This is a genomic window from Micromonospora sp. NPDC000207 (assembly GCF_040300925.1).
Taxonomy (GTDB): Bacteria; Actinomycetota; Actinomycetes; order Mycobacteriales; family Micromonosporaceae; genus Micromonospora.
The window spans coordinates 1-22627 of the sequence record NZ_JBEPEQ010000006.1 but is presented as its reverse complement, the minus strand read 5'-3'; the positions used below and the strand labels follow the sequence as shown (position 1 = coordinate 22627).

Below are 22627 nucleotides of genomic sequence, written 5' to 3'. Positions count from 1 at the left end.
CTTTCTCGTGAGGTGCGAATGCGGGTCGGCCTGCTCACCCAGTGGTACGACCCCGAGCCGGGTCCGGCGGCACTGCCCGGTGCCCTCGCCCGGGGGCTCGCCCGCCGAGGCCACGACGTCCAGGTGCTCACCGGGTTCCCGAACTACCCCACCGGCCGACTCGCCCCCGGTCACCGGATCACCCGCCGCCGCGACGAGGTCGGCGACGAGGGCGTACGGATCCGCCGGGTCGCCCTCTACCCCAGCCACGACGCGTCGGCGCTGCGCCGACTGACCACCTACGGCTCCTTCGCCGCCTCCGCCCTCGCCTCCGGCACCGACGCGCTGCGCGGCCTCGACGCCCTCTGGGTCAGCAACTCCCCGATCACCGTCTCGCTGCCGATGTGGTTCACCCGCTACGCCCACCGGATCCCGGTCGTCCTGCACGTGCTCGACCTCTGGCCGGACAGCGCCCAGGCCAGCGGATTCCTCGGCACCGGCCGACGCGGACGGGTCCTCACCCACGCCATGAGCGGCTGGTGCGCGGCGATGTACCGGGCCGCCGCCCGGGTCGCCTACATCTCGCCCGGAGTCGGGGAACTCCTCGCCCGCCGGGGCGTACCCGAGGAGAAGCTCGTGCACATCCCGATGTGGGCCGACGAACACCCCGGCCCCGGCCCCGGCGACCTCCGCGCCGAACTGGGCCTGAGCCCCGACCAGACCGTCCTGGCGTACGCGGGCACCATGGGCGAGGCCCAGGGGCTCGACGCCCTGGTGGAGGCCCTGACCCTGGTCGACGAGCCCGGACTGGTCTGCCTCTTCGCCGGCTCCGGGAACGCCGAGGGACGCCTACGGGACCAGGTCGAACGGCACGGGCTGCGCAACGTCCGGTTCCTCGGGCGGCTGCCCGCCGACCGGATGCCGGCCCTGCTGCGCACCGGTGACGCCCACGTGGTGAGCCTGCGATCCACCGGGATGTCGGCCTACACCATGCCGAGCAAGGTCCAGACCATCCTCGCCGCCGGACGCGCCCTGCTGGTCGCCGCCGACGGTGACGCGGCGGCCGTCGCGGCGGCCAGCGGTGCCGGGATCACCGCCCGGCCCGGCGACCCGCACTCGATCGCCGACGCCGTCCGCGAGGTGTGCGCGCTCGGCAGGGAGAAACTCGACATCCTGGGCCGGGCCGGCCGCGAGTTCTACGACAGGGAGTACTCGCTCGCCGCCGGGGTGCGGCGGGTCGAGGAGGCGCTGCGGGCCGCCGCCGCGACCGGGGGCCGTCGATGAACCCCGGCACCCACTGCGACCTCGCCCCGCTGACCGCAGCAGACGTCCGGGCCGCCGCCGCGCTGCACGTCCGCGCCTTCGACAGGTTCTTCCTGTCCAGCCTCGGCGAGCCCTTCCTCAGGGAGTTCTACACCGGCTTCGTGCAGGACCCCGACGCGGTCACCGCCGTGGCCCGGGATCCCGACGGTCGGCTCGTCGGCACCGTCGTCGGGACAGTCGCCCCGGGGATGTTCTTCCGCCGGCTCCTGCGCCGCAGGGGCGCCCGGCTGGCGTTGGCGGCCGTGCCGGCGGTGCTGCGTCGACCCGGGGTGGCGGTACGGGTGCTGCGCGGGCTCGCCTACCGGGGCGAGGTGCCCGTCGCCACCCGGGGTGCCCTGCTCAGCTCGATCTGCGTCGACCCCGCCACCGAACACGGCGGGCACGGTCGCCGCCTCGTCGACGCCTGGTGGCGGCAGGTCCGCCGACGGGGGGTCACCTCGGCGTACCTGACCACCGACGCCGTCGACAACGACCGGGTCAACGCCTTCTACCGCCGGGCCGGGTGGACCCCGGCGGGAAGCTTCACCACCGCCGAGGGACGGCCGATGAACTGCTACACCCGCTGCGCCGGTGTCGACGCCGACCAGCCGGTCAGCGCCAGTCGTCACCGGCCTCCAGTCGCCGGGTGAGCAGGGCCCGCAACGGGATCGACTCGCCGTCGCGGCCACCCCGACCGAGCACCAACGGCGGCGGATCACCCGCCGGCTCCACCCCGAACAACCGGAACCGGAACCGGGACGGGACGCTCAACAGGTGGAACCGGCCTTCGGTGTCCACCGCCCGGGTCCGGGCCCGATCCACGTACCAGCCGGTCAGTGGCGTCCGGTAGCGCGCCCGGCCGTCGTGGGACCGGGCGGTAAGACGGGTCGTGGCCAGCCCGCGCCGGGCCGCCTCGGCGGCGAACCCCGCCACCATCTCGGCGGCCTCGGCGTGCTCGGCCGCCAGTCGCCGCCGCTCGGCCTCCGCGTGCGCCCGGACCGCCCGCCCGCGCTGCTCCTGCCAGTCCCGGCCGTCGTCGTCACCCACGCCCCGACGCTACGCCCCGCACCCCCGACCGGACCACGCCGGACGGGGGTGCGGGCACCGGTTCAGGCCAGGCCGGCCCGGCGCAGCGCCTCGGCCATCGCGTCGTTGACCGGGGCGGCACCCCGGCCGGAACGCTGCTGCGGCCCGCCCCGTGCACCCCGGCCGCCCTGGTCACCGCGCTGGTCACCCCGGCCGCCGCGCTGGCCACCGGCGGTCGACCGCCCGGCCCCGCCCGCACCGGCCTGGTCGCTCCGGTCGCCGCGCTGACCACCCGAACCACCCCGTCGGCCCCCACCGGCGTCCCGCTGACCGCCGGTCGGCGCGGCACCCCGGCGACCACCCTCGCCGGAGCCCCGACCGCCACCGGCCGGCGACTCGTCCTCCAGCCGCAGGGTCAGCGAGATCCGCTTGCGCGGTACGTCCACGTCGAGCACCTTCACCCGGACCACGTCACCGGACTTCACCACGTCGCGGGGATCCTTGACGAAGGTGTGCGACATCGCCGAGACGTGCACCAGGCCGTCCTGGTGCACCCCGACGTCGACGAAGGCCCCGAACGCGGCCACGTTCGTGACCACCCCCTCCAGCACCATGCCGGGGGTGAGGTCGCCGATCTTCTCCACCCCCTCGACGAAGGTCGCCGTACGGAACTCCGGCCGGGGGTCACGTCCCGGCTTCTCCAACTCGGCGAGGATGTCGGTGACTGTGGGCAGACCGAACGTGTCGTCGACGAAGTCGGTGGCCCGCAGCCCGCGCAGGATGGCGCTCTTGCCGATGATCGAGGTGAGGTCCTGCCCGGTGCCGGCCAGGATCCGGCGGACCACCGGGTACGCCTCCGGGTGCACGCTCGACGAGTCCAGCGGGTCGTCCCCACCCGGGACGCGCAGGAAGCCCGCGCACTGCTCGAACGCCTTCGGCCCGAGCCGGGGCACCTTGCGCAGCTCCGCCCGGCTCCGGAACGGGCCGTTGGCGTCCCGGTGCAGCACGATGTTCTCGGCCAACCCCGCACCGATCCCGGAGACCCGGGTGAGCAGCGGGGCGGAGGCGGTGTTCACGTCCACCCCGACCGCGTTGACGCAGTCCTCGACCACAGCGTCCAGCGACCGGGAGAGCTTCACCTCGGAGAGGTCGTGCTGGTACTGCCCGACCCCGATCGAGCGCGGGTCGATCTTGACCAGCTCGGCCAGCGGGTCCTGGAGCCGACGGGCGATGGAGACCGCACCGCGCAGCGACACGTCCAGACCGGGCAGCTCCTGCGAGGCGTACGCGGAGGCGGAGTAGACAGAGGCCCCGGCCTCGGAGACCACCACCTTGGTCAACGACAGCTCCGGGTGCCGCTTGATCAGCTCACCGGCGAGCTTGTCGGTCTCCCGGCTGGCGGTGCCGTTGCCGATGGCGATCAGCTCCACGCCGTGCGCGGCGGCCAGCGTCGCCAGGGTCGACAGCGAGGCGTCCCACTGTCGGCGCGGCTCGTGCGGGTAGATCGTGTCGGTGGCGACGACCTTTCCGGTGGCGTCCACCACCGCCACCTTCACCCCGGTACGCAGACCCGGGTCCAGGCCCATGGTCGCCCGGGTGCCGGCCGGCGCGGCCAGCAGGAGGTCACGCAGGTTGGTGGCGAAGACCCGGACCGCCTCCTCCTCGGCGGCCTGCCACAGCCGCATCCGCAGGTCCGCCCCGAGGTGGATGAGGATCCGGGTACGCCACGCCCAACGGACCGTGTCCGCCAGCCACCGGTCCGCCGGGCGACCCGCGTCGGTGATCCCGAACCGGCCGGCGACCGCCGCCTCGTACCGGCTGGGGCCGGCCGGGACGCCGTCCGAGTCACCCTCGGGCTCCGGATCCATCGTCAGGTCGAGCACGCCCTCCTTCTCGCCCCGCAGCATCGCCAGGATCCGGTGCGAGGGCAGCTTCGGGTACGGCTCGGCGAAGTCGAAGTAGTCGGCGAACTTCGCCCCGGCGGCCTCCTGGCCGTCGCGTACCTTCGCCACCAGCCGGCCCCGCGACCACATCTGCTCCCGCAGGGTGCCGATCAGGTCGGCGTCCTCGGCGAAGCGCTCGATGAGGATGGCCCGGGCCCCCTCCAGCGCGGCTGCCGGATCGGCCACCCCGGCGTCGGCGTTCACGTACCCGACGGCGGCGACCTTCGGCTCCACCCCCGGATCGGCCAGCAGCGTCTCGGCCAACGGCTCCAGACCGGCCTCCCGGGCGATCTGGGCCCGGGTCCGGCGCTTCGGCTTGAACGGCAGGTAGATGTCCTCCAGCCGGGACTTCGAGTCGGCCGCCATGATCTGGGCTTCGAGGGCCTCGTCGAGCTTGCCCTGGCCCCTGATCGACTCCAGCACCGCCGCGCGCCGCTCGTCCAGCTCCCGCAGGTAGCGCAGCCGTTCCTCAAGGGTGCGCAGCTGGGCGTCGTCGAGGAGCCCGGTGGCCTCCTTGCGGTAGCGGGCGATGAACGGGACTGTGGAGCCGCCGTCGAGCAGCTCCACTGCCGCCCGTACCTGGCGCTCGGCGACGCCGAGCTCGTCGGCGATCCGCTGATGAACAGACTGGGTCACGATGATGATCCGCCTTCTCGGGTGGGTTCCGTCCTGCATTGTGCCGCCCTGCCCCGACAGCCGACCCCGCACCCGCCGGGAACCGCTGCGATCAGGGCCTCGACTGTCGTGTCCACCGCGCTCCGGTGACCCGTCGCCCCGCCGCCGGGTCTGCGCTAGCGTGGCGATCATGGAACCACCTGCGGACGCGCGGGCCCGCCGACTCTTCGGCGGAAGTGCCCGCACCCTCGGTGACCTGGCCGCCAGCCCGTTCCGGGCGGACCGGGACCGGATCGTCAGCTCACCGTTCTTCGCCCGGCTGGCCGGGGTCACCCAGGTGGTCAGTCCCGGCGGATCCGGGCTGCTGGTGCACAACCGGCTCACCCACAGCCTGAAGGTCGCCCAGGTGGCCCGGGCGATCGCCGAGCGGCTCGGGACCGACGAGGGGCACCGCGAGCTGCTGACCGCCCTCGGCGGCTGTGACCCGGACGTGGTGGAGGCCGCCGCGCTCGCCCACGACCTGGGCCACCCGCCCTTCGGGCACCTGGGGGAGCGGGTACTGGATCGGCTCGCCCGCAACCGGCTCGGCCTGACCGACGGATTCGAGGGCAACGCCCAGTCGTACCGGATCGTCACCAGCACCGAGATCCGGGGAGCTGCCACCACCGGGCTCGACCTGACCGCCGCCGTCCGCGCCGCGATGCTGAAGTACCCGTGGACCCGGCTGGACCACCCCGACCCGCACCCCCGCCTGCTCGACCCGCCGCCGCGTGGGGCCACCCCACCGCCGGACGACCCGGGCAGCGGCTCGTCGAAGTTCGGGGCGTACCGCACGGAGCTGGGTGACCTCCGGCAGGCCCGGGAGCCGTTCGTCGGGCGGATCGCCGACTGGCAGCAGACCCCCGAGGCGTCGGTGATGGACACCGCCGACGACATCGCGTACGCCATCCACGACGTGGAGGACTTCTACCGGGTGGGGGTGCTCCAGCAGGGCACCGTGGCCGCCGAGCTGATGGCCTGGCAGCGGGAGAGCGGCCACTTCCGGGCGATCACCGACCCGGCGCTGGACGGGGTGGCCCGCCGACCCGGGGCCGCCATCGAACAGCTCCGTCGACAACTGCACCGCAAGGACGGCTGGATCGCCGACGACGAGGCGTTCGCCGCCGCCGTCGAGCACGTCCGCGCCGAACTGGTCGAGGGACTGTTGGCGTTGCCCTTCGACGGGTCGATCGAGGCGGAACAGTACGTGGCCCGCTTCTCCGCCCGCTGGACCACCCGACTGGTCGACTCGATCACCGTCACCGACAAGCCCTCGATGCGCTCAGGTCACGTCCTGCTCGCCCCGGCCCAGTGGCACGAGGTGCAGGTCCTCAAGTTCGTCCACCACCGGTTCGTGCTGGCCCGCCCCGACCTGGCCCTGCACCAGCGGGGTCAGGCCCGGCTGTTGGACACCCTGGTCGACGCGTTGTGGGAGTGGCTGCTGGACCCGGAGGAGACCTCCCGGCTGCCGCGCCGACTGCACGACCTGGTCGAGTTGGCCGAGGCCGAACTGCACCCCCGGACCACCGACCGGATCGGCAAGGCCCGGGGACGGGCGATCATCGACTTCGTCGCCCAGCTCACCGACGGACAGGCGGTGGCGATGCTCGACGTCCTCTCCGGGCGCTCCGGGGCGCTCTGGACCGACGCCTTCGTCCTCTGACCCGACCACCTCGGGGCGACCGACGCCGTCAGGTGATCGAGCGCCACCATCGGTCGACCGGCGGCGGGTCGTCGACCACCACCCGCTCGCCGGGGCGGGGGACGGCCAGCCGGACGCCCCGGGTCGCCGCCTCGGCCACCAGCCGCTCCACCGGTTCGGACCAGTCGTGCAGGGCCAGGGTGAAGGTGGCCCAGTGGACCGGGATCAGCAGGTCACCACGGAGGTCGACGTGGGCGGCGACGGCCTCCTCGGGGAACATGTGGATGCTCGGCCACGCCCTGTCGTACGCGCCGATCTGCATCAACGTCACGTCGAAGGGGCCGTGTTCGGCACCGATCTCGGCGTACCCGTCGAAGTAGCCCGAGTCACCTGTGTAGTAGACCCGCCGCCGTTCCCCGGCCACCACCCAGGAACTCCAGAGCGTGCCGTCGCGGCTCAACCCCCGCCCGGAGAAGTGCTGGGCGACGGTGGCGGTGATGGTCAACCCGGCCACCCGGTGGCTCTGCGACCAGTCCAGCTCGACGATCCGGTGCTCCGGCACCCCCCACCGTTCCAGGTGGGCGCCCACCCCCAACGGCACCAGGAACGGCGCGGACTGCCCCTCGGTCAACGCCCGTACGGTGGCGAGGTCGAGGTGGTCGTAGTGGTCGTGGGAGATCAGCACCGCGTCCACCGCGGGCAGGTCGGCCAGCTCGACCGGGGGCTGGTGCAGCCGCTTCGGCCCGACCACCGACGACGGGGAGCAACGTCGGCTCCACACCGGGTCGAGCAGCACCCGCCGCCCCTCGATCTCGATCAGGGCGGAGGCGTGGCCGTACCAGACGATGTTGAGTTCGGCGTGGTCGCCGGGGGTGGGGGCGGCCCCGGGGCGTACCACCGGAACCGGTCGGCGCGGGTGGCGCTGCTGCTTGCCGAAGATCAGCTCCCGGACCAGGTCCCGGTCGGGGGCACCCGCTATCGACCGGCTCCGTCCCCGGTTTCGGAAGGTGCCGTCGTGGAACTGCGGGGACCGCGCGGCCCGCTCGGCGCGGGCCCCGGTGACCCGACCCCCGAGGGCCGCCGGGATGTCCCGGACGACCCAGGCCAGTCCGGCCAGGGCGGCCAGACCCACTGCGGCGGGCACCCACCGCCCCGCACCCCGTCGGGGATCCTGCTCCGTCGGTCCCGCCATGTCCGTCGTCCTCCCACCCGTACCGCCGTCCTCCACGTTAGGGCACGGGCGGTGGCGGCACCCGCCCGCCCGGCCCGGTGGTGAGCTGGTCCACGGCGGCGAGGAGGCCACTGCCCATCCGGGACCGGGCCCGGACCGCCGGGTGGGTCGCCCCGAAGTCGTCGGCACCCGCCTGACCGGCCGCGAACAGGGCGTACGTCACCACCGGCGCCCCGTCGTCGGCGAAGACGATCCCGGCCTCGTGTCGGGCGTCGACGAACCAGCCCGCCTTGGTGGCGACCCGGGACCGCTGCGCCGAGGACATCTCCCGGCGGATCCCGTCGGTGAACGCGACGGGCGAGCGGAGCAACCCGAACAGGTATCCCGTCGACTCCGCCGAGAGCAGTGCCCCGGTGGCCAACCCCCGCAGCAGGTCGTGGGTGCCCCGGGCGGTGGTGGTGCCCAGGTGGAACCGGTGCGGGTCGGCCGCCGGTCGGACCTGGGTCTCCGGTCGGCCCTTGTCCCGCAGGATCCGGTTGACCAGGTCGGCCGGGCAGACCAGCCCACAGAGTCGGACCGCCGTGTCGTCGGAGACGGTGAGCAGGTTCGCCAGCGCGTGACCGAGGGTGACGGTGCTCGGCCAGGCCCCGTCCAGGGCGAAGATCCCGTCCGACCCGGGCACCACGACGTCCCGGGTGACCTCGATGCGCCGGTCGAGGGCGACCTGTCCCCGGTCGACCAGGTCCAACACCGCCACCGCCACCGCGACCTTGTTGACGCTGTACGCCTCGACGGGGGTGTCCGGCTCCTCGGCCACCGCCTCCCGGGGTGTCCCGTCCGGCCCGGCGACGCTGACGTACGCCCGCCAGGTTCCGCCGGCTTGGTCCCGGTGCCGGGCGTATCCGGCGGCCACCCGCCGCAGGGCTGTCGCCGTCCGGCGGTCGGCGGCGGACCGGCCGCTCACAGGGACCGCAGGGTCCGGACCAGCCGGACCAGCCCGGTCAGGCCGGATCCCCACCCACCTCGGACCGCCGACCCGGCCGGTGCCGGGGCGAAGACCACCCCGTCGTGCGGACCGATCCGCTCCCCGGTCAGCCCGACCCGGCGCATCAGCGGTCCGACCAGGACGTCGTACGTCCCGGGGAGCACTGTGAACCCGAGTCGCATCAGCCCGTTGAGCCGACCCACCGAGACCTCCCGGCGGGGCCGGTCGGCGCAGTCCAGGACGGCCCGCGCCACCCGTCGGGCGTCGGTGGCCGGGGGTGGTGGTCGACCGGCCCACCCCAGGTAGTTGGCCGCCTGCTGGTAGACCGGGGTGTCCACGCTCCCCGGGCTGACCAGGCAGATCCGCACGTCCGGTCGGTCCCGACCCTCCTGTTGCAGGGTCCGGACCAGCCCGTGCAGGCCCCACTTGCTGGCGACGTAGGCGCTCATGTACGGCGCGGTGATGTGACCGAGCACCGAACCGGTGAGGACGAGGGTGCCGCCCCCGGTGGCCCGTAGCCGCCGCAGCGCCTCCCGGGCCACCACCGCCGCGCCCAGCAGATCGGTCCGGATCACCTGCTCGAAGACCCGCTCCGGGATCTCCTCGAACCGGCCGTACGCCATCACCGCTGCGGTGTGCGCCCACACGTCGATCCGGCCGAACTCCCGCTCCGCCGTGTCGGCAAGCTCCTCGACCCGTGCCGAGTCGGTGATGTCGGTGGGCACCGTGCGGACCGTCGCGCCGACCGCCCGGCACTCGGCGCGTACCTGGTCGAGGGCCTCGGGGGAGCGGGCGGCGAGGACCAGCCGGTCGCCGCGGGCGGCGAACGCCCGGGCCGCCGCCCGGCCGATCCCGCTCGTCGCGCCGGTGACCACCACCGTCCGGTTCACGGTTGCAGCACGACCTTGACGCATCCGTCGGTCTTGTCCTGGAACATCTGGTACGCCTGCGGGGCGTCGGCCAGCGGCATCCGGTGGGTCATCAGATCCTCCACACCCAGCGGGTCGTCGTCCCCGGCGAGCAGCGGGAGGATCTCGTCGGTCCACCGCCGGACGTGGCACTGACCCATCCGGACCTGGATGCCCCTGTCGAACATCTCCATCAGCGGCAGCGGGTCGGCCTCCCCGCCGTACACCCCGGAGATGGAGACGGTCCCGCCCCGCCGGACGGCCTTCAACGCCGCCTTGAGCACCACCAGCCGGTCCCCGCCGACCTTGTCGATCATGGGTTGGGCGACGGCGTCGGGGAGCAGCCCGACGGCGGCCTGGGCCACCTTGCCGGGAGTGGACCCGTGCGCCTCCATCCCGACCGCGTCGATCACCGCGTCCGGACCCCGCCCGTCGACCAGGGCGATCAGCGCCTCCGGTACGTCGCTGAGCTTGTTGACGTCGACGACCTCGATCCCGTGCCGACGGGCCATCTCCAACCGCTCGGGCACCAGGTCCAGGCCGATCACCCGCTCGGCCCCGAGGTGCCGCCCGATCCGGGCGCAGAGCTGCCCCACCGGCCCGAGACCGAACACGGCGAGGGTCCCCCCGCGCGGCACGTCGGCGTACTTCACCGCCTGCCAGGCGGTCGGCAGGATGTCGGAGAGGTAGAGGTAGCGTTCGTCCGGTCCGCTCTCCGGGACCTTGATCGGCCCGAAGTGCGCCTGCGGTACGCGCAGGTACTCGGCCTGCCCGCCCGGCACCGACCCGTAGAGCGAGGTGTACCCGAACAGGCTGGCCCCCTTGCCCTGCGCCCGGACCTGGGTGGTCTCGCACTGGGCGTAGAGCTGTCGGCGGCACATCCAACAGGAGCCGCAGGCGATGTTGAACGGGATCACCACCCGGTCACCGGGGCGCAGGTGGGTCACCTCCGGCCCCACCTCCTCGACGATCCCCATCGGTTCGTGCCCCAGCACGTCACCCGGGTTCAGGTAGGGGCCGAGCACCTCGTACAGGTGCAGGTCGGAGCCACAGATCGCGGTCGAGGTGATCCGGACGACGGCGTCGGTCGGCTCCTCGATGCGCGGGTCGGGCACCTCCTCCACCCGGACGTCCCGCTTACCGTGCCACGTCAGTGCCTTCATGCGGCTGCCTTCCCGTCGTCTCGGAGCCCGTATCGCGGTCCTGGTCCGTACGAGGTGCTACCCGTGTTGCAGCCCTTGAACCCTGGCCCGCCCCGCACCGCCGCAACGTTGCACCCTCGACCACCCGGGCACCCGGATTCCCCCTCCCCCGGTGACCAGCACCTTCCTTAGGTGCAGACAGCGCGTTGTACACCTCGACGACGTGGGCGGCGTCCACCATCTCGGCGGCGCAGGTGCCGACGAGTCGAAAACGCCACCGGCGTCCAGCTCCGGGGAGCATGGACGCCGGTGGTCGTCGCGTCGGCGGGGCCGCACCGCGGCGGCCCGGAGGGGAAAGCTCAGGTGCCCGGGGTGTCGCCCCGCTTGGCGCTGGCCGCCAGGTAGTCGCGGTTGAGCCGGCCGATGGTGCTCAGCGGGATGCCCTTGGGGCAGACCACAGTGCACTCACCGGCGTTGGTGCAGCCACCGAAGCCGGCCTCGTCGTGTGCGTCGACCATCCCGATCACCCGGGTGTACCGCTCCGGCTGCCCCTGCGGCAGCAGCGACAGCTGGGTCACCTTGGCTGCGGTGAAGAGCATCCCGGAGCCGTTCGGGCAGGCCGCGACGCAGGCGCCGCAGCCGATGCAGGCGGCCGACTCGAAGGCGGCGTCGGCGTGGGCCTTCGCCACCGGCACCGAGTGGGCCTCGGGGGCACTTCCGGTCGGCACCGTCACGTAGCCACCGGCGGCGATGATGTCGTCGAACGCCTCCCGGTTCACCACCAGGTCCTTGATGACCGGGAATGCCTGGGCCCGCCACGGCTCGATGTCGATCGTCTCGCCGTCGGAGAACTGCCGCATGTGCAGCTGACAGGCGGTGGTGCCGCGCTGCGGTCCGTGCGCGTCACCGTTGATCATGAGGCCGCACATGCCGCAGATGCCCTCGCGGCAGTCGTGGTCGAAGGCGACCGGCTCCTCGCCGGCCAGGATCAGCCGCTCGTTGAGCACGTCGAGCATCTCCAGGAACGACATGTCCGCAGAGACGTCTTCGACCTTGTAGGTCACCATCCGACCCTTGTCCTGGGGGCCGGACTGGCGCCAGATGCGCAGGGTCAGGTTCACTTGTAGCTCCGCTGCGTCGGGTGGACGTATTCGAACTTCAGGTCTTCCTTGTGCAGCACCGACGGCTGCCCGGTCGCGGTGAACTCCCACGCCGCCACGTACGCGAACTTCTCGTCGTCGCGCTGCGCCTCGCCCTCCGGGGTCTGGTGCTCACCCCGGAAGTGCCCACCGCAGGACTCCTCGCGGTGCAGGGCGTCGATGCACATCAGCTCGGCCAGCTCGAAGAAGTCGGCCACCCGGCCGGCCTTCTCCAGCGACTGGTTGAGCCCCTCGCCGGTGCCCGACACCTTGACCCGCTTCCAGAACTGCTCGCGCAGGCTGCGGATCTCGTCGATCGCCTTGCGCAGCCCGGCCTCGGTCCGCTCCATCCCGCAGTGTTCCCACATGATCTGGCCGAGCTCCCGGTGGAACGAGTCCACGGTCCGGTCGCCGTCGACGGCCAGCAGTCGCTGGATCCGGTCCTCCACGTCGGCGCGGGCCTCGACCGCCGCCGGGTGACTCCCGTCGACCTTCTCGAACGGGCCGGCCGCCAGGTAGTTGGCGATCGTGCTGGGGAGCACGAAGTACCCGTCGGCGAGCCCCTGCATCAGCGCCGACGCGCCGAGCCGGTTCGCGCCGTGGTCGGAGAAGTTCGCCTCACCGATCACGAACAGGCCCGGGACGCTCGACTGGAGGTCGTAGTCGACCCAGAGGCCGCCCATCGTGTAGTGCACGGCGGGGTAGATCCGCATCGGGACCTCGTACGGGTCCTCGCCGGTGATCCGCTCGTACATCTCGAAGAGGTTGCCGTACTTGGCCTCGACGGCCTTGCGGCCGAGGCGGGTGATCGCGTCGGCGAAGTCGAGGTAGACCCCGAGCTTGGTCGGGCCGACGCCCCGCCCGTCGTCGCAGACGTTCTTGGCGGCCCGGGAGGCGATGTCCCGGGGGACCAGGTTGCCGAAGGAGGGGTAGATCCGCTCCAGGTAGTAGTCCCGCTCGTCCTCGGGGATGTCCTTCGGGTTGCGGTCGTCGCCCTTGGTCTTGGGCACCCACACCCGGCCGTCGTTGCGCAGCGACTCGCTCATCAGGGTCAGCTTCGACTGGTGGTCGCCGGAGACCGGGATGCAGGTCGGGTGGATCTGGGTGTAGCAGGGGTTGGCGAAGTACGCGCCCTTGCGGTGGGCCCGCCAGGTGGCGGTGACGTTGCAGCCCTTGGCGTTGGTGGAGAGGTAGAAGACGTTGCCGTACCCGCCGGAGGCGAGCACCACGGCGTCGGCCATCTCGGTGGTGATCTCACCGGTGACCATGTCCCGGACCACGATGCCCCGGGCCTTGCCGTCGACGAGGATCAGCTCCAGCATCTCGTGCCGGGTGTTCATCTCCACGTTGCCCAGGCCGATCTGCCGCTCCAGGGCCTGGTACGCGCCGAGCAGGAGCTGCTGACCCGTCTGCCCCCGGGCGTAGAAGGTCCGCTGCACCTGCGCCCCGCCGAAGGAGCGGGTGTCGAGCAGCCCGCCGTACTCGCGGGCGAAGGGGACACCCTGGGCGACGCACTGGTCGATGATGTTGACCGAGACCTCGGCCAACCGGTGCACGTTCGACTCCCGGGAGCGGAAGTCGCCGCCCTTGACGGTGTCGTAGAAGAGCCGGTGGATCGAGTCGCCGTCGTTGCGGTAGTTCTTGGCGGCGTTGATGCCGCCCTGGGCGGCGATCGAGTGGGCCCGGCGGGGGCTGTCCTGGTAGCAGTAGGACTTGACCCGGTACCCCTGCTCGCCCAGGGTGGCCGCGGCGGCACCGCCGGCGAGGCCGGTGCCCACCACGATCACCGTCATCTTGCGGCGGTTGGCCGGGTTGACCAGCTTGGCCTCGAAGCGGCGACGCTCCCAGCGGGTCTCGACGGGACCGTCCGGCGCCTTGGCGTCGGCGATCGGGTCGCCCTCGGTGTAGAGATCCATCTCAGGCCACCAATCCGGTGAGTACGGCGAACGGGACCAGCAGGAAGCCGGCGCTGAGCACGACGGCGAAGACCAGGGCCACCAGCCGGGCGCGGCGCTCACCGTTCGGGGTCTGCTGACCGAGGCTGCGCAGTGCGCTGAACACCCCGTGCCGCAGGTGGAACCCGAGGGCCACCACGGCCAGGGTGTAGAAGAGCGTGACGTACCAGCGCTCGGGGGCGAATCCGGCGACGACGTTGGCGTACGGGCGGTTCGGGTCGCCGACCGGGTTCAACGTCCCGGTGGTCAGGTCCAGGATGTGGTAGATCAGGAAGAGCAGGATGATCACACCGCCCCACCGCATGGTGCGGGCCGCGTAGCTGCCCCGGACCTTCTTGCGGTGGGCGTACTTGACCGGGCGGGCGGCGCGGGCCCGCAGCGCCAGGGTGGTGGCGGCCCAGATGTGTGCGACGGCGGCGACCACCAGGCCGATCCGCATGAACCAGAGGAACCACACGCCGGGCAGGATCGGCTTGCCGATGTCCCGTAGCCAGTGCGCGTAGCTGTCGAAGGACGTCGCGCCGGCGAAGACCTTCAGGTTGCCGAGCATGTGCGCGATGAGGAACCCCACCAGGAAGATGCCGGACACCGCCATGACGGCCTTGAGGCCGACGTTGGAGCGGATCGGCGACCGCGTTCTCGTGACTACCACGAGATCGACGCTAGGAGCTTGTTGGATCAGTCGTCCAATGCATCGAACTCGCAGTGTTGATAGTCATAGGCTATCTAGATGCAGCTGCATCAGTTGAAGTCCTTCGTGACAGTGGCCGAAGTACGACATTTCACGCAAGCCGCCGACCTCGTCGGCATCACCCAGCCGTCGTTGAGTAAGCAAATTCACGCCTTGGAGAACACCCTCGGAGCCCCGTTGTTCGAACGGGTAAGGGGGAACATCACCCTCACCGTCGCCGGGGAGGTCCTGTTGCCGCTGGCCAGACGGATCCTCGCCGACGTCGACACGGCCACCCGGGAGGTGCAGGAACTGGTCGGTCTGCGCCGGGGCTGGGTCCGGATCGGGGCCACCCCGAGCCTGGCCACCTCCCTGGCCCCGCCGGTCCTGCGCCGCTTCCACGACGCGTACCCGGCGGTGGAACTCCGGGTCGAGGAGGGCGGCTCCCAGGACCTGGTCCGGGGACTCCTGCGGGGCGCACTGGACCTGGCGTTGATCGTGCTGCCCGCCCACGGCACCGACCCCGGCCTGCGGACCGAGCCGATCCTGCGGGAGAGCCTGGTGGTCGCCTCGCTGGACGAACTCCCCGCCGCCCGCCCCACCGGTCGACTGCGCATCACCGACCTGCGCGACCAACCCCTGGTGATGTTCCGCGAGGGCTACGACCTGCGGGACGTCACCCTCCAGGCGTGCCGGGAGGCCGGATTCGAGCCCTCCTTCACAGTGGACGGCGGCGAGATGGACGCCGTGCTCAGCTTCGTCGAGGCCGGGCTGGGGGTGGCCCTGGTCCCCGGCATCGTGGTCGCCCGCCGACCCGGGATCCGGGTCACCCCGCTCGCCCCGCCCGGGGTGACCCGCACCGTCGCGCTCGCCCGCCGCCGCGACGCGGTGCCCACCCAGGCCAGCCGGGAGCTGCGCCGGATCCTGCTCGGTTACGTGCAGACCACCATGGCCGCCGACGGGACCACTGTCGTCACCGACAGCGACTGAGGCGACCCGGACCACCGACCCCGGCCGCGACCCCAGGCAGGTCCGTGGCCCCACCGACCCGACCTCACCGCCCCTCGGCCTCGTCCATCGCCCGGTAGATCCGCTGCTCGGAGACCGGGTACGGGGTCCCCAACGCCTGGGCGAACACGTTCACCCGCAACTCCTCGATCATCCACCGGATCTGGCGGGCCGCAGTCGACTGCCGACGGGCCGCAGGCAGCGCGGCGAGCAGGTCCGCGTACTCCTTCTGCACCGCAGCGATCCGATCCTGCTGCTGCCGGTCCCGCTGCGGGTTGCCGGGCAGCCGGTCCAACCGCCGCTCGATCGCGGTCAGGTAGCGCAGCAGATCGGGCAGCCGGGCGTACCCGGCCTCGGTGACGAAACCCGGGTGCACCAGGGCGTCGAGCTGCTGACGGATGTCGGCCAGGGCGGCCACCACCGCCAGGTTCCGGGTCGCACCGAGCCGCTGCTGGACCGCGTACGCCGACGCGAGCACCCGGCGGACCCGGTCCATCACCTCCACCACCGTGTCGACGAGGTCGGCCCGGACGCTGTCGCGCAGCGCGGCGAACCCGTCGGCGTCCCAGGCCGGGCCACCGGCCTGCCCGATCAGCCTGTCGACGGCAGCCCCGGCCGCGTCCTCGATCAGCGCCTGCACACTGCCGTGCGGGTTGCGGCTGAGGGCCAGCTTCGCCTCGTTGCTCAACCGCCCCTGCAGGATCTTCGCCGGGGACGGCACCGTCAGCCGCAGGAGCCGCCGGGTACCCGCCCAGTGCGCCGTCTCCTGCTCGGCCTCGGAGTCGAAGACCCGTACGCCGACCGTGGCGCCCTCGTCGACGAGCGCCGGGTACGCCGTCACCGCGAACCCGGACCTGACCTGCTCGACGGTGCGGGGCAGGGGTCCGATGCTCCACTCCCGCAGCCCGGTCCGGGTGACCTCCGGCGCGGCGGCGGCCACCACCTGCCGTACCTGCTGGCGGAGCTGACGTTGCAGGGCCGGCAGGTCCTTGCCCTCGGCGACCGGCTGGTCCTCCTCGCCGATCACCCGGAAGGTGACCCGCAGGTGCGGCGGGAGCCGGGTCAGGTCCCACGCCTCGCGGGGCACCGTCACCCCGGTCATCCGGCGCAGCTGCCGGGTCAGCGCGTCCAACAGCGGCTCCTCGCCCGGGGTGATCGCGGCGAGGGCGTCGCGGGCGTGGTCCGGAACCGGCACGAAGTTGCGGCGGACCGCCTTGGGCAGCGACCGGATCAGCGCCACCACCAGCTCCTCCCGCAACCCCGGCACCTGCCAGTCGAAACTGTCGGTAGGCACCTGGTTGAGCATCGGCAGCGGGATGTCCACTGTCACGCCGTCGGTAGCCGTCCCCGGGTCGAACCGGTACGTCAGGGGCAGGGCGACCCCCTCGGCCCGCCACTCGTCCGGGTAGTCGTCCTCCCCGACCCCACCCCGACCCTCGTTGACAAGCAGTTCCCGGGTGAAGGTGAGCAGGTCCGGCTCGTCGCGTCGGGTCTTCTTCCACCAGGTGTCGAAGTGCCGGCCGGAGACCACGTCGGCCGGGATCCGCTCGTCGTAGAAGCGGAACACCGTCTCGTCGTCGACCAGGATGTCCCGCCGACGGGCCCGGTTCTCCAACTCCTCGACCTCGGCGAGCAGCCGCTTGTTGTCGTCGAAGAAGTGGTGGTGGGTGGACCAGTCGCCCTCCACCAGGGCGTGTCGGATGAACAACTCCCGACTCATACCCGGGTCGATCCGGCCGTAGTTGACCTTCCGGGAGGTGACGATCGGGACGCCGTACAGGGTGACCTTCTCGTACGCCATCACCGCCGCCTGCTTCTTCTCCCAGTGCGGCTCGCTGTAGCTGCGTTTGACCAGGTGCTGGGCGAGCGGCTCGACCCACTCCGGCTCGATCCGACCCGCCACCCGCCCCCAGAGCCGGGACGTCTCCACCAGTTCGGCGGCCATCACCCACCGGGGCGGCTTCTTGAACAGGGCCGAGCCGGGGAAGAGCGCGAACTTCGCCCCCCGCGCCCCCAGGTACTCGTGCTTCTGCGCATCCTTGAGCCCGAGGTGGGACAGGAGCCCGGCCAGCAGGGACTGGTGCACCTTCGGGGTGTCGATCTCCTCCGGCAGGTCCGCCCCGCCGCGTCGCCCGCCGGGTCCGCCCCCGTCCGGGGCCGCCGCGTCCGGCCCGGCCCCGCGTCCGGCCCGCCCACCGCGCCCGGTCCCGCCCTGATCCGGGGTACGCAGGACCTGCCGCAGCTGGCCGACGATGTCCTGCCACTCCCGTACCCGCAGGTAGTTGAGGTACTCGGCCTTGCACAACCGGCGGAACGCGCTGGAGGAGAGGGCCTGCTGCTGCTCCCGCAGGTACCGCCAGAGGTTGAGCAGGGCGACGAAGTCCGACTCCTTGTCGGCGAACCGGGCGTGCGCCTGGTCGGCCTGGGCCTGCCGGTCCGCCGGTCGTTCCCGGGGGTCCTGGATGGAGAGCGCGGCGGCGATCACCACGACCTCGGTGGCGCAGCCGTTGCGCTCGCCCTCCAGGACCATCCGGGCCAGCCGGGGGTCGACCGGAAGCTGGGCCAGCCGCCGACCGAGGGAGGTGAGGCGTCGGTCCGCGTCGGTCTCGGTGGGGTCCAGGGCGCCCAGTTCGTGCAGCAGGTTGACGCCGTCGGTGACGTTGCGCCGGTCCGGGGGGTCGATGAACGGGAAGGCGGCGATGTCGCCGAGCCCGATCGCCGTCATCTGGAGGATGACCGAGGCGAGGTTGGTCCGCAGGATCTCCGGGTCGGTGAACTCCGGGCGGCTGTCGAAGTCCTGCTCGTCGTAGAGGCGGATGCAGATCCCGTCCGAGGTCCGCCCGCACCGGCCCTTGCGCTGGTTGGCCGAGGCCTGGGACACCGGCTCGATCGGCAGCCGCTGCACCTTCAACCGGTTGCTGTATCGGGAGATCCGGGCGGTCCCCGGGTCGACGACGTACTTGATCCCCGGGACGGTCAGGGAGGTCTCCGCCACGTTCGTGGCGAGGACCACCCGACGCGCGGTGTGCGGGGCGAAGACCCGGTGCTGCTCGGCGGTGGAGAGCCGGGCGTACAACGGGAGGATCTCGGTGCCCAGGAGCGAGCGCTTCTTCTGCACCAACCGACCCAGCGACTCGGCGGTGTCCCGGATCTCCCGCTCGCCGCTGAGGAAGACCAGCACGTCCCCGGGACCCTCGGCGGCCAACTCCTCGACCGCGTCCCCGATGGCCTGGATCTGGTCCCTGACGTTCTCCTCGTCGGCGGCGTCGTCCTCGTCGGTCTCGGCCACCTCGACCAGCGGCCGGTACCTGACCTCGACCGGGTACGTCCGCCCGGAGACCTCGACCACCGGGGCCGGGCGGCCCTCGGCGTCGGCGAAGTGCTTGGCGAACCGGTCCGTCTCGATGGTCGCCGAGGTGATGACCACCTTCAGGTCGGGACGGCGGGGCAGCAGCTGCCGCAGGTACCCGAGGATGAAGTCGATGTTGAGGCTGCGCTCGTGCGCCTCGTCGATGATCAGGGTGTCGTACCGGCGCAGCATCCGGTCGGTCTGCAACTCGGCCAGGAGGATGCCGTCGGTCATCAGCTTGACCAGGCTCCGGTCGCTCACCTGGTCGTTGAAGCGGACCTTGTAGCCGACCACGTCCCCGAGTTCGGTGCCGAGTTCGGCGGCGATCCGGTCGGCGACGGTCCGGGCGGCCAACCGTCGGGGCTGGGTGTGCCCGATCAGACCGTGCACCCCGCGCCCCAACTCCAGGCAGATCTTGGGCAGCTGGGTCGTCTTGCCGGACCCGGTCTCCCCGGCCACGATCACCACCTGGTGGTCGCGGATCGTCGCGGCGATGTCGGCGGCCCGCTCGCTGACCGGCAGGCCGACCGGATAGGTGACAGTGGGTACGGCGGCCTGTCGGGTGGCCAGCCGGGCCTCGGCCCGGCCCACGTCTGCGGTGATCTCGGCCAACGCCTCGTCGCGTCGCTGCGGGTCACGCAGCCGTCGGACGCCGTCGAGCCGACGGCGCAGCCGACGCTGGTCGTCGAAGATCAGAGGGGACAGGCGGCGGTGCAGCTCGCGGACGGTGTCGGTCGCGGCCGGTACTGGTGGAGTCTGCATGACGTCGCCAAGGATAGGCAGCCGTCCGCCGCAGCGCCCGTGGGTTCCGCCCGGAGTGCCCCTCGGTTCCGCCTGGAGCGCCTGCCGGTCCCGCCCCGAGCGCCAGTGGTTTCCGTCCGGACGGCCCCGTCTAGGCTTGACCGTCGATCGACGGGCGACCCTGGGGGCGGGATGACGACGTTGCGCGACACGGACCGGGCACTGGTGCAGGCTGCCGCCGCGGTGGCCAAGCTGCGGTGCCGCAGCGCCGCCCACACCCTCGCCACAGCGGCGCGTACCGCCGACGGTCGGATCGTCTCCGGTGTGAACGTCGTGCACCCCACCGGGGACACCTGCGCCGAGGTGGTCACCCTCGGCGCGGCGGTCACCCAGAACGTCGGCGCGCTGGAGACCCTCGTGACGGTCGGCGACCGGGGCCGGCAGGTCGTCGCCCCCTGCGACAGGTGCCGTCGGCTGCTGGCCGACCGCCTCCCGGCGCTGCGGGTGATCGTCGGGCCGGTGGACGCCCCCGAGGTCGTCGCGGTCACCGACCTTCCACCCGGGACCTGACCACCCCGGTCGAGGCGTCCGGGTCGCCCTGGGCGGGGTGATCGGCCTGGTCGCTCGGGGGCCGGTGGTCGGTCGTGTTGCGCCGCCGCAGCCAGAGGGCGGCGGCGGCCGGGGCGCCGATCACGAGCAGGGCCACCTTGAGGCCGGTGGGGCTGATCGCGAGGTAGCCCAGCCCACTGGTCAGGCTCCCGACCCACCAGGCGGGGTCGAGGTAACGGCTGCGGTCGGGGTCGTACTCCCAGCCCCGGACCCACCAGCCCAGAGCCAGCAGGGTCAGGGCGAACACCATGGTGACCAGTGCCGCACCGATCAACCGTCGGGAGTTCCCGTCACGTCGCGTCATGACATCGACGGTAGGGCACGTACCGGGGCGGTAGCTCCTACCGCAGGTCGATCCGTGCCCTGCCCCAGGGTGTATCCCCGGGTCGTCCGCGCTCGGGTTTGCCGCCGACGATTGATTCCTGAATGGGTGATAGCGACTTCATGGCGAACCGTGGGGCACTAAGTGAGGTTTGCTCGACTTGACGGACGGCTCCGAGGAAGGGACGCGGCGTGGTCACACGGAGGCAGGTGCTCCTCATGGGGGCGGCGGGCGGTGCGGCGGCTCTGGTGCCGGTGGGGTGGGGTGCCGCCCGGGACCTGACCCCCCGTCTGGACGCCACAGCGATACCCAAGTACGTCACCCGGCTGCCGGTGCCCGGGGTCATGCCGGCGCTGCGCACCGACGGAGAGGCGGACGAGTACGCCGTCGCGCTGCGTCAGTTCCGTCAGCAGGTCCTCCCGGCACCGCTGCCGACGACACAGGTCTGGGGGTTCGGCTCCGCCGCCCACCCCGGCACGTTCCACTACCCGGCCCGCACCGTCGAGGCCCGGGTCGACCGGCCGGTGCGGGTGACCTGGCTCAACGAACTCGTCGACGGTGACGGTCGCTACCTGCCCCACCTGCTGCCGGTGGACCCGACGGTGCACTGGGCCGACCCGGCCGGTGCGGGCCACGCCGGTACGCCGAGCCGGTACGCCGGGCCGGTGCCGATGGTGGTCCACCTGCACGGCGGCCACAACCGGGAGGAGGCCGACGGCTACCCGGACGCCTGGTACCTGCCGACCGCCCGGGACCTCCCCACCGCCTACGCCCGGGTGGGTCGGTCCTACGCGGAGTTCGAGGCCCGGTCGGTGGAGGCGGGCGGTGCGCGCTGGTCGCCCGGGGCGGCCCAGTTCGAGTACGGCAACGACCAGCGGGCCACCGCCCTGTGGTACCACGACCACTGCCTCGGCCTGACCCGACTGAGCGTGTACGCCGGGGCGGCCGGCTTCTACCTGCTCCGGGGCGGCGACAGCGACCTGCCGTCCGGGGTGCTACCCGGCCCGGCCGACCCGGGTACGGACCTCGGCGGCGGTCCGTACGAGATCGTGCTGCTCATCCAGGACCGGTCGTTCCGCGCCGACGGGCAGCTTTACTACCCGGACGGACTGTCGGGGGCCACCGGGGGTGTGCCACGGTGGCAGCCGTCCTTCTTCGGCGACACCATCGTCGTCAACGGGGCCACCTGGCCGGTGCTGTCGGTGCAGCGGCGGCGGTACCGGTTCCGGCTGCTCAACGGCTGCAACAGCCGGTTCCTCAGGGTGTCGGTGGTGACCGATCCCGCCGTCCGCCCGGCCCGGCCGGTGCTGCCGATCTGGCAGGTCGGCAGCGACGGCGGCTTCCTGCCCGAGCCGGTGGAACTGGGTGCGGTCCCGCTGAGCATCGGGGCCCGGGTCGACGTGGTCGTCGACTTCTCCGAGGTGCCGCCGGGCACCGAGCTCTACCTGGTCAACGAGGGGCCGGACGGGTCGCAGGCACACGGCGACAACCCGGTGGAGGCGGATCCGCACACCACCGGGCAGGTGTTGAAGTTCGTGGTCACCGAGCGGACCGGGCCGGACCGGTCGGTCCCACCAGATCAGCTCCGCCTGCCGGCACCACCCCGGCTCGGTGCGGCCGACCGGGTACGCCGACTGGCGTTGCTGCACGCCCGCTCCGGTGACCACGGTGGGGGCGGGTTCCAGCCGCTGCTGGGCGTCGTCGACGAACGGGGGCGGGGAGTCCCCCTGACCTGGGACGAGCCGGTCACCGAGCAGGTCGAGCTGGGTGCCACCGAGATCTGGGAACTGCACAACTTCACCGGCGAGACCCATCCGGTCCACCTGCACCAGGTGCAGTTCGAGGTGGTCGGCCGGGGTCGGTCCCGGATCCGCCCGCCCGGCCCGACCGAGCGGGGCCTGCACGACACGGTGCCGGTCTTCCCCGGGACGGTGACCCAGATCAAGGCCCGGTTCGACCTGCCCGGCCGGTATGCCTGGCACTGCCACATCCTCGAACACGAGGACAACGAGATGATGCGCCCCTACGTGGTCCTGCCCGCCGGTGCCGTCGAGGCCGGCGGCGGCGGTGGGGACCGCCCGC

Annotated in this window: 17 protein-coding genes; 6 read left to right on the top strand and 11 right to left on the bottom strand. The window is 72.5% G+C overall.

Annotated elements, in window-relative coordinates; all coding sequences use genetic code 11:
- Window positions 1-18: 18 nt before the first annotated feature.
- Entirely contained in the window at window positions 19-1263 is a 1245-nt protein-coding gene (locus tag ABT336_RS03270) for a glycosyltransferase family 4 protein (RefSeq protein WP_350894905.1), read from the top strand.
- On the top strand, window positions 1260-1931 hold the full coding sequence (locus ABT336_RS03265) for a GNAT family N-acetyltransferase (protein WP_350894851.1): 672 nt from the start codon (window positions 1260-1262) through the stop codon (window positions 1929-1931). Before ABT336_RS03270 ends, ABT336_RS03265 begins: the two co-directional genes overlap by 4 nt.
- On the opposite strand, the gene ABT336_RS03260 is transcribed toward ABT336_RS03265, so the two are convergent.
- Together ABT336_RS03260 and ABT336_RS03255 are read right to left on the bottom strand one after the other, a co-directional pair.
- The gene (locus ABT336_RS03260; protein WP_350894850.1) at window positions 1894-2328 is read right to left on the bottom strand and encodes a hypothetical protein; all 435 of its coding nucleotides are present in this window, start codon (window positions 2326-2328) and stop codon (window positions 1894-1896) included. The two genes, ABT336_RS03265 and ABT336_RS03260, sit on opposite strands and share 38 nt — an antisense overlap.
- Before the next feature lie 62 nt (window positions 2329-2390).
- On the bottom strand, window positions 2391-4886 hold the full coding sequence (locus ABT336_RS03255; RefSeq protein WP_350894904.1) for a Tex family protein: 2496 nt from the start codon (window positions 4884-4886) through the stop codon (window positions 2391-2393).
- Window positions 4887-5055: 169 nt separating this feature from the next.
- Here ABT336_RS03255 and ABT336_RS03250 point away from each other — a divergent pair, with 169 nt between their 5' ends.
- A complete protein-coding gene (locus tag ABT336_RS03250; RefSeq protein ID WP_350894849.1) occupies window positions 5056-6567 on the top strand; it encodes a deoxyguanosinetriphosphate triphosphohydrolase family protein in 1512 nt (503 codons plus the stop codon).
- Window positions 6568-6595: 28 nt separating this feature from the next.
- On the opposite strand, the gene ABT336_RS03245 is transcribed toward ABT336_RS03250, so the two are convergent.
- The 7 genes from ABT336_RS03245 to ABT336_RS03215 all read right to left on the bottom strand — a co-directional run bounded on the left by ABT336_RS03245 (window position 6596) and on the right by ABT336_RS03215 (window position 14498).
- Complete coding sequence (locus tag ABT336_RS03245) at window positions 6596-7738, bottom strand: MBL fold metallo-hydrolase (protein ID WP_350894848.1); 1143 nt, start codon at window positions 7736-7738, stop codon at window positions 6596-6598.
- A 37-nt stretch (window positions 7739-7775) separates the two neighbouring features.
- Window positions 7776-8681, bottom strand: coding sequence for a serine hydrolase (locus ABT336_RS03240; RefSeq protein ID WP_350894847.1), 906 nt, complete (start codon window positions 8679-8681; stop codon window positions 7776-7778).
- Window positions 8678-9592 (bottom strand): SDR family NAD(P)-dependent oxidoreductase, encoded by a 915-nt coding sequence (locus tag ABT336_RS03235; protein WP_350894846.1) that lies wholly within the window; start codon window positions 9590-9592, stop codon window positions 8678-8680. The genes ABT336_RS03240 and ABT336_RS03235 overlap by 4 nt, the downstream gene beginning before the upstream one ends.
- Window positions 9589-10773, bottom strand: coding sequence for a zinc-dependent alcohol dehydrogenase (locus ABT336_RS03230; protein WP_350894845.1), 1185 nt, complete (start codon window positions 10771-10773; stop codon window positions 9589-9591). Before ABT336_RS03230 ends, ABT336_RS03235 begins: the two co-directional genes overlap by 4 nt.
- Before the next feature lie 338 nt (window positions 10774-11111).
- On the bottom strand, window positions 11112-11873 hold the full coding sequence (locus tag ABT336_RS03225; RefSeq protein WP_350894843.1) for a succinate dehydrogenase/fumarate reductase iron-sulfur subunit: 762 nt from the start codon (window positions 11871-11873) through the stop codon (window positions 11112-11114).
- A complete protein-coding gene (locus ABT336_RS03220) occupies window positions 11870-13807 on the bottom strand; it encodes a fumarate reductase/succinate dehydrogenase flavoprotein subunit (RefSeq protein ID WP_350894842.1) in 1938 nt (645 codons plus the stop codon). The genes ABT336_RS03225 and ABT336_RS03220 overlap by 4 nt, the downstream gene beginning before the upstream one ends.
- A 1-nt stretch (window position 13808) precedes the next feature.
- Window positions 13809-14498, bottom strand: a complete 690-nt coding sequence (locus tag ABT336_RS03215; RefSeq protein WP_350894841.1) for a succinate dehydrogenase cytochrome b subunit — start codon at window positions 14496-14498, stop codon at window positions 13809-13811.
- A 78-nt stretch (window positions 14499-14576) separates the two neighbouring features.
- On the opposite strand from ABT336_RS03215, the gene ABT336_RS03210 reads away from it, so the two are divergent.
- A complete protein-coding gene (locus ABT336_RS03210; RefSeq protein WP_350894840.1) occupies window positions 14577-15506 on the top strand; it encodes a LysR family transcriptional regulator in 930 nt (309 codons plus the stop codon).
- A gap of 64 nt (window positions 15507-15570) precedes the next feature.
- Here the strand turns inward: ABT336_RS03210 and hrpA are convergent, their stop codons facing one another.
- Window positions 15571-19635: an ATP-dependent RNA helicase HrpA gene (gene hrpA, locus ABT336_RS03205; protein ID WP_350894839.1), complete on the bottom strand. Its 4065-nt coding sequence runs from the start codon at window positions 19633-19635 to the stop codon at window positions 15571-15573.
- Window positions 19636-19806: 171 nt separating this feature from the next.
- On the opposite strand from hrpA, the gene ABT336_RS03200 reads away from it, so the two are divergent.
- The gene (locus ABT336_RS03200) at window positions 19807-20184 is read left to right on the top strand and encodes a cytidine/deoxycytidylate deaminase family protein (RefSeq protein ID WP_350894838.1); all 378 of its coding nucleotides are present in this window, start codon (window positions 19807-19809) and stop codon (window positions 20182-20184) included.
- On the opposite strand, the gene ABT336_RS03195 is transcribed toward ABT336_RS03200, so the two are convergent.
- Window positions 20159-20527, bottom strand: coding sequence for a hypothetical protein (locus tag ABT336_RS03195; protein ID WP_350894837.1), 369 nt, complete (start codon window positions 20525-20527; stop codon window positions 20159-20161). The genes ABT336_RS03200 and ABT336_RS03195 overlap by 26 nt on opposite strands.
- Window positions 20528-20736: 209 nt before the next feature.
- Here ABT336_RS03195 and ABT336_RS03190 point away from each other — a divergent pair.
- Window positions 20737-22627, top strand: a 1891-nt coding sequence (locus ABT336_RS03190; RefSeq protein WP_350894836.1) for a multicopper oxidase family protein, incomplete at its 3' end; no start/stop codon positions are given.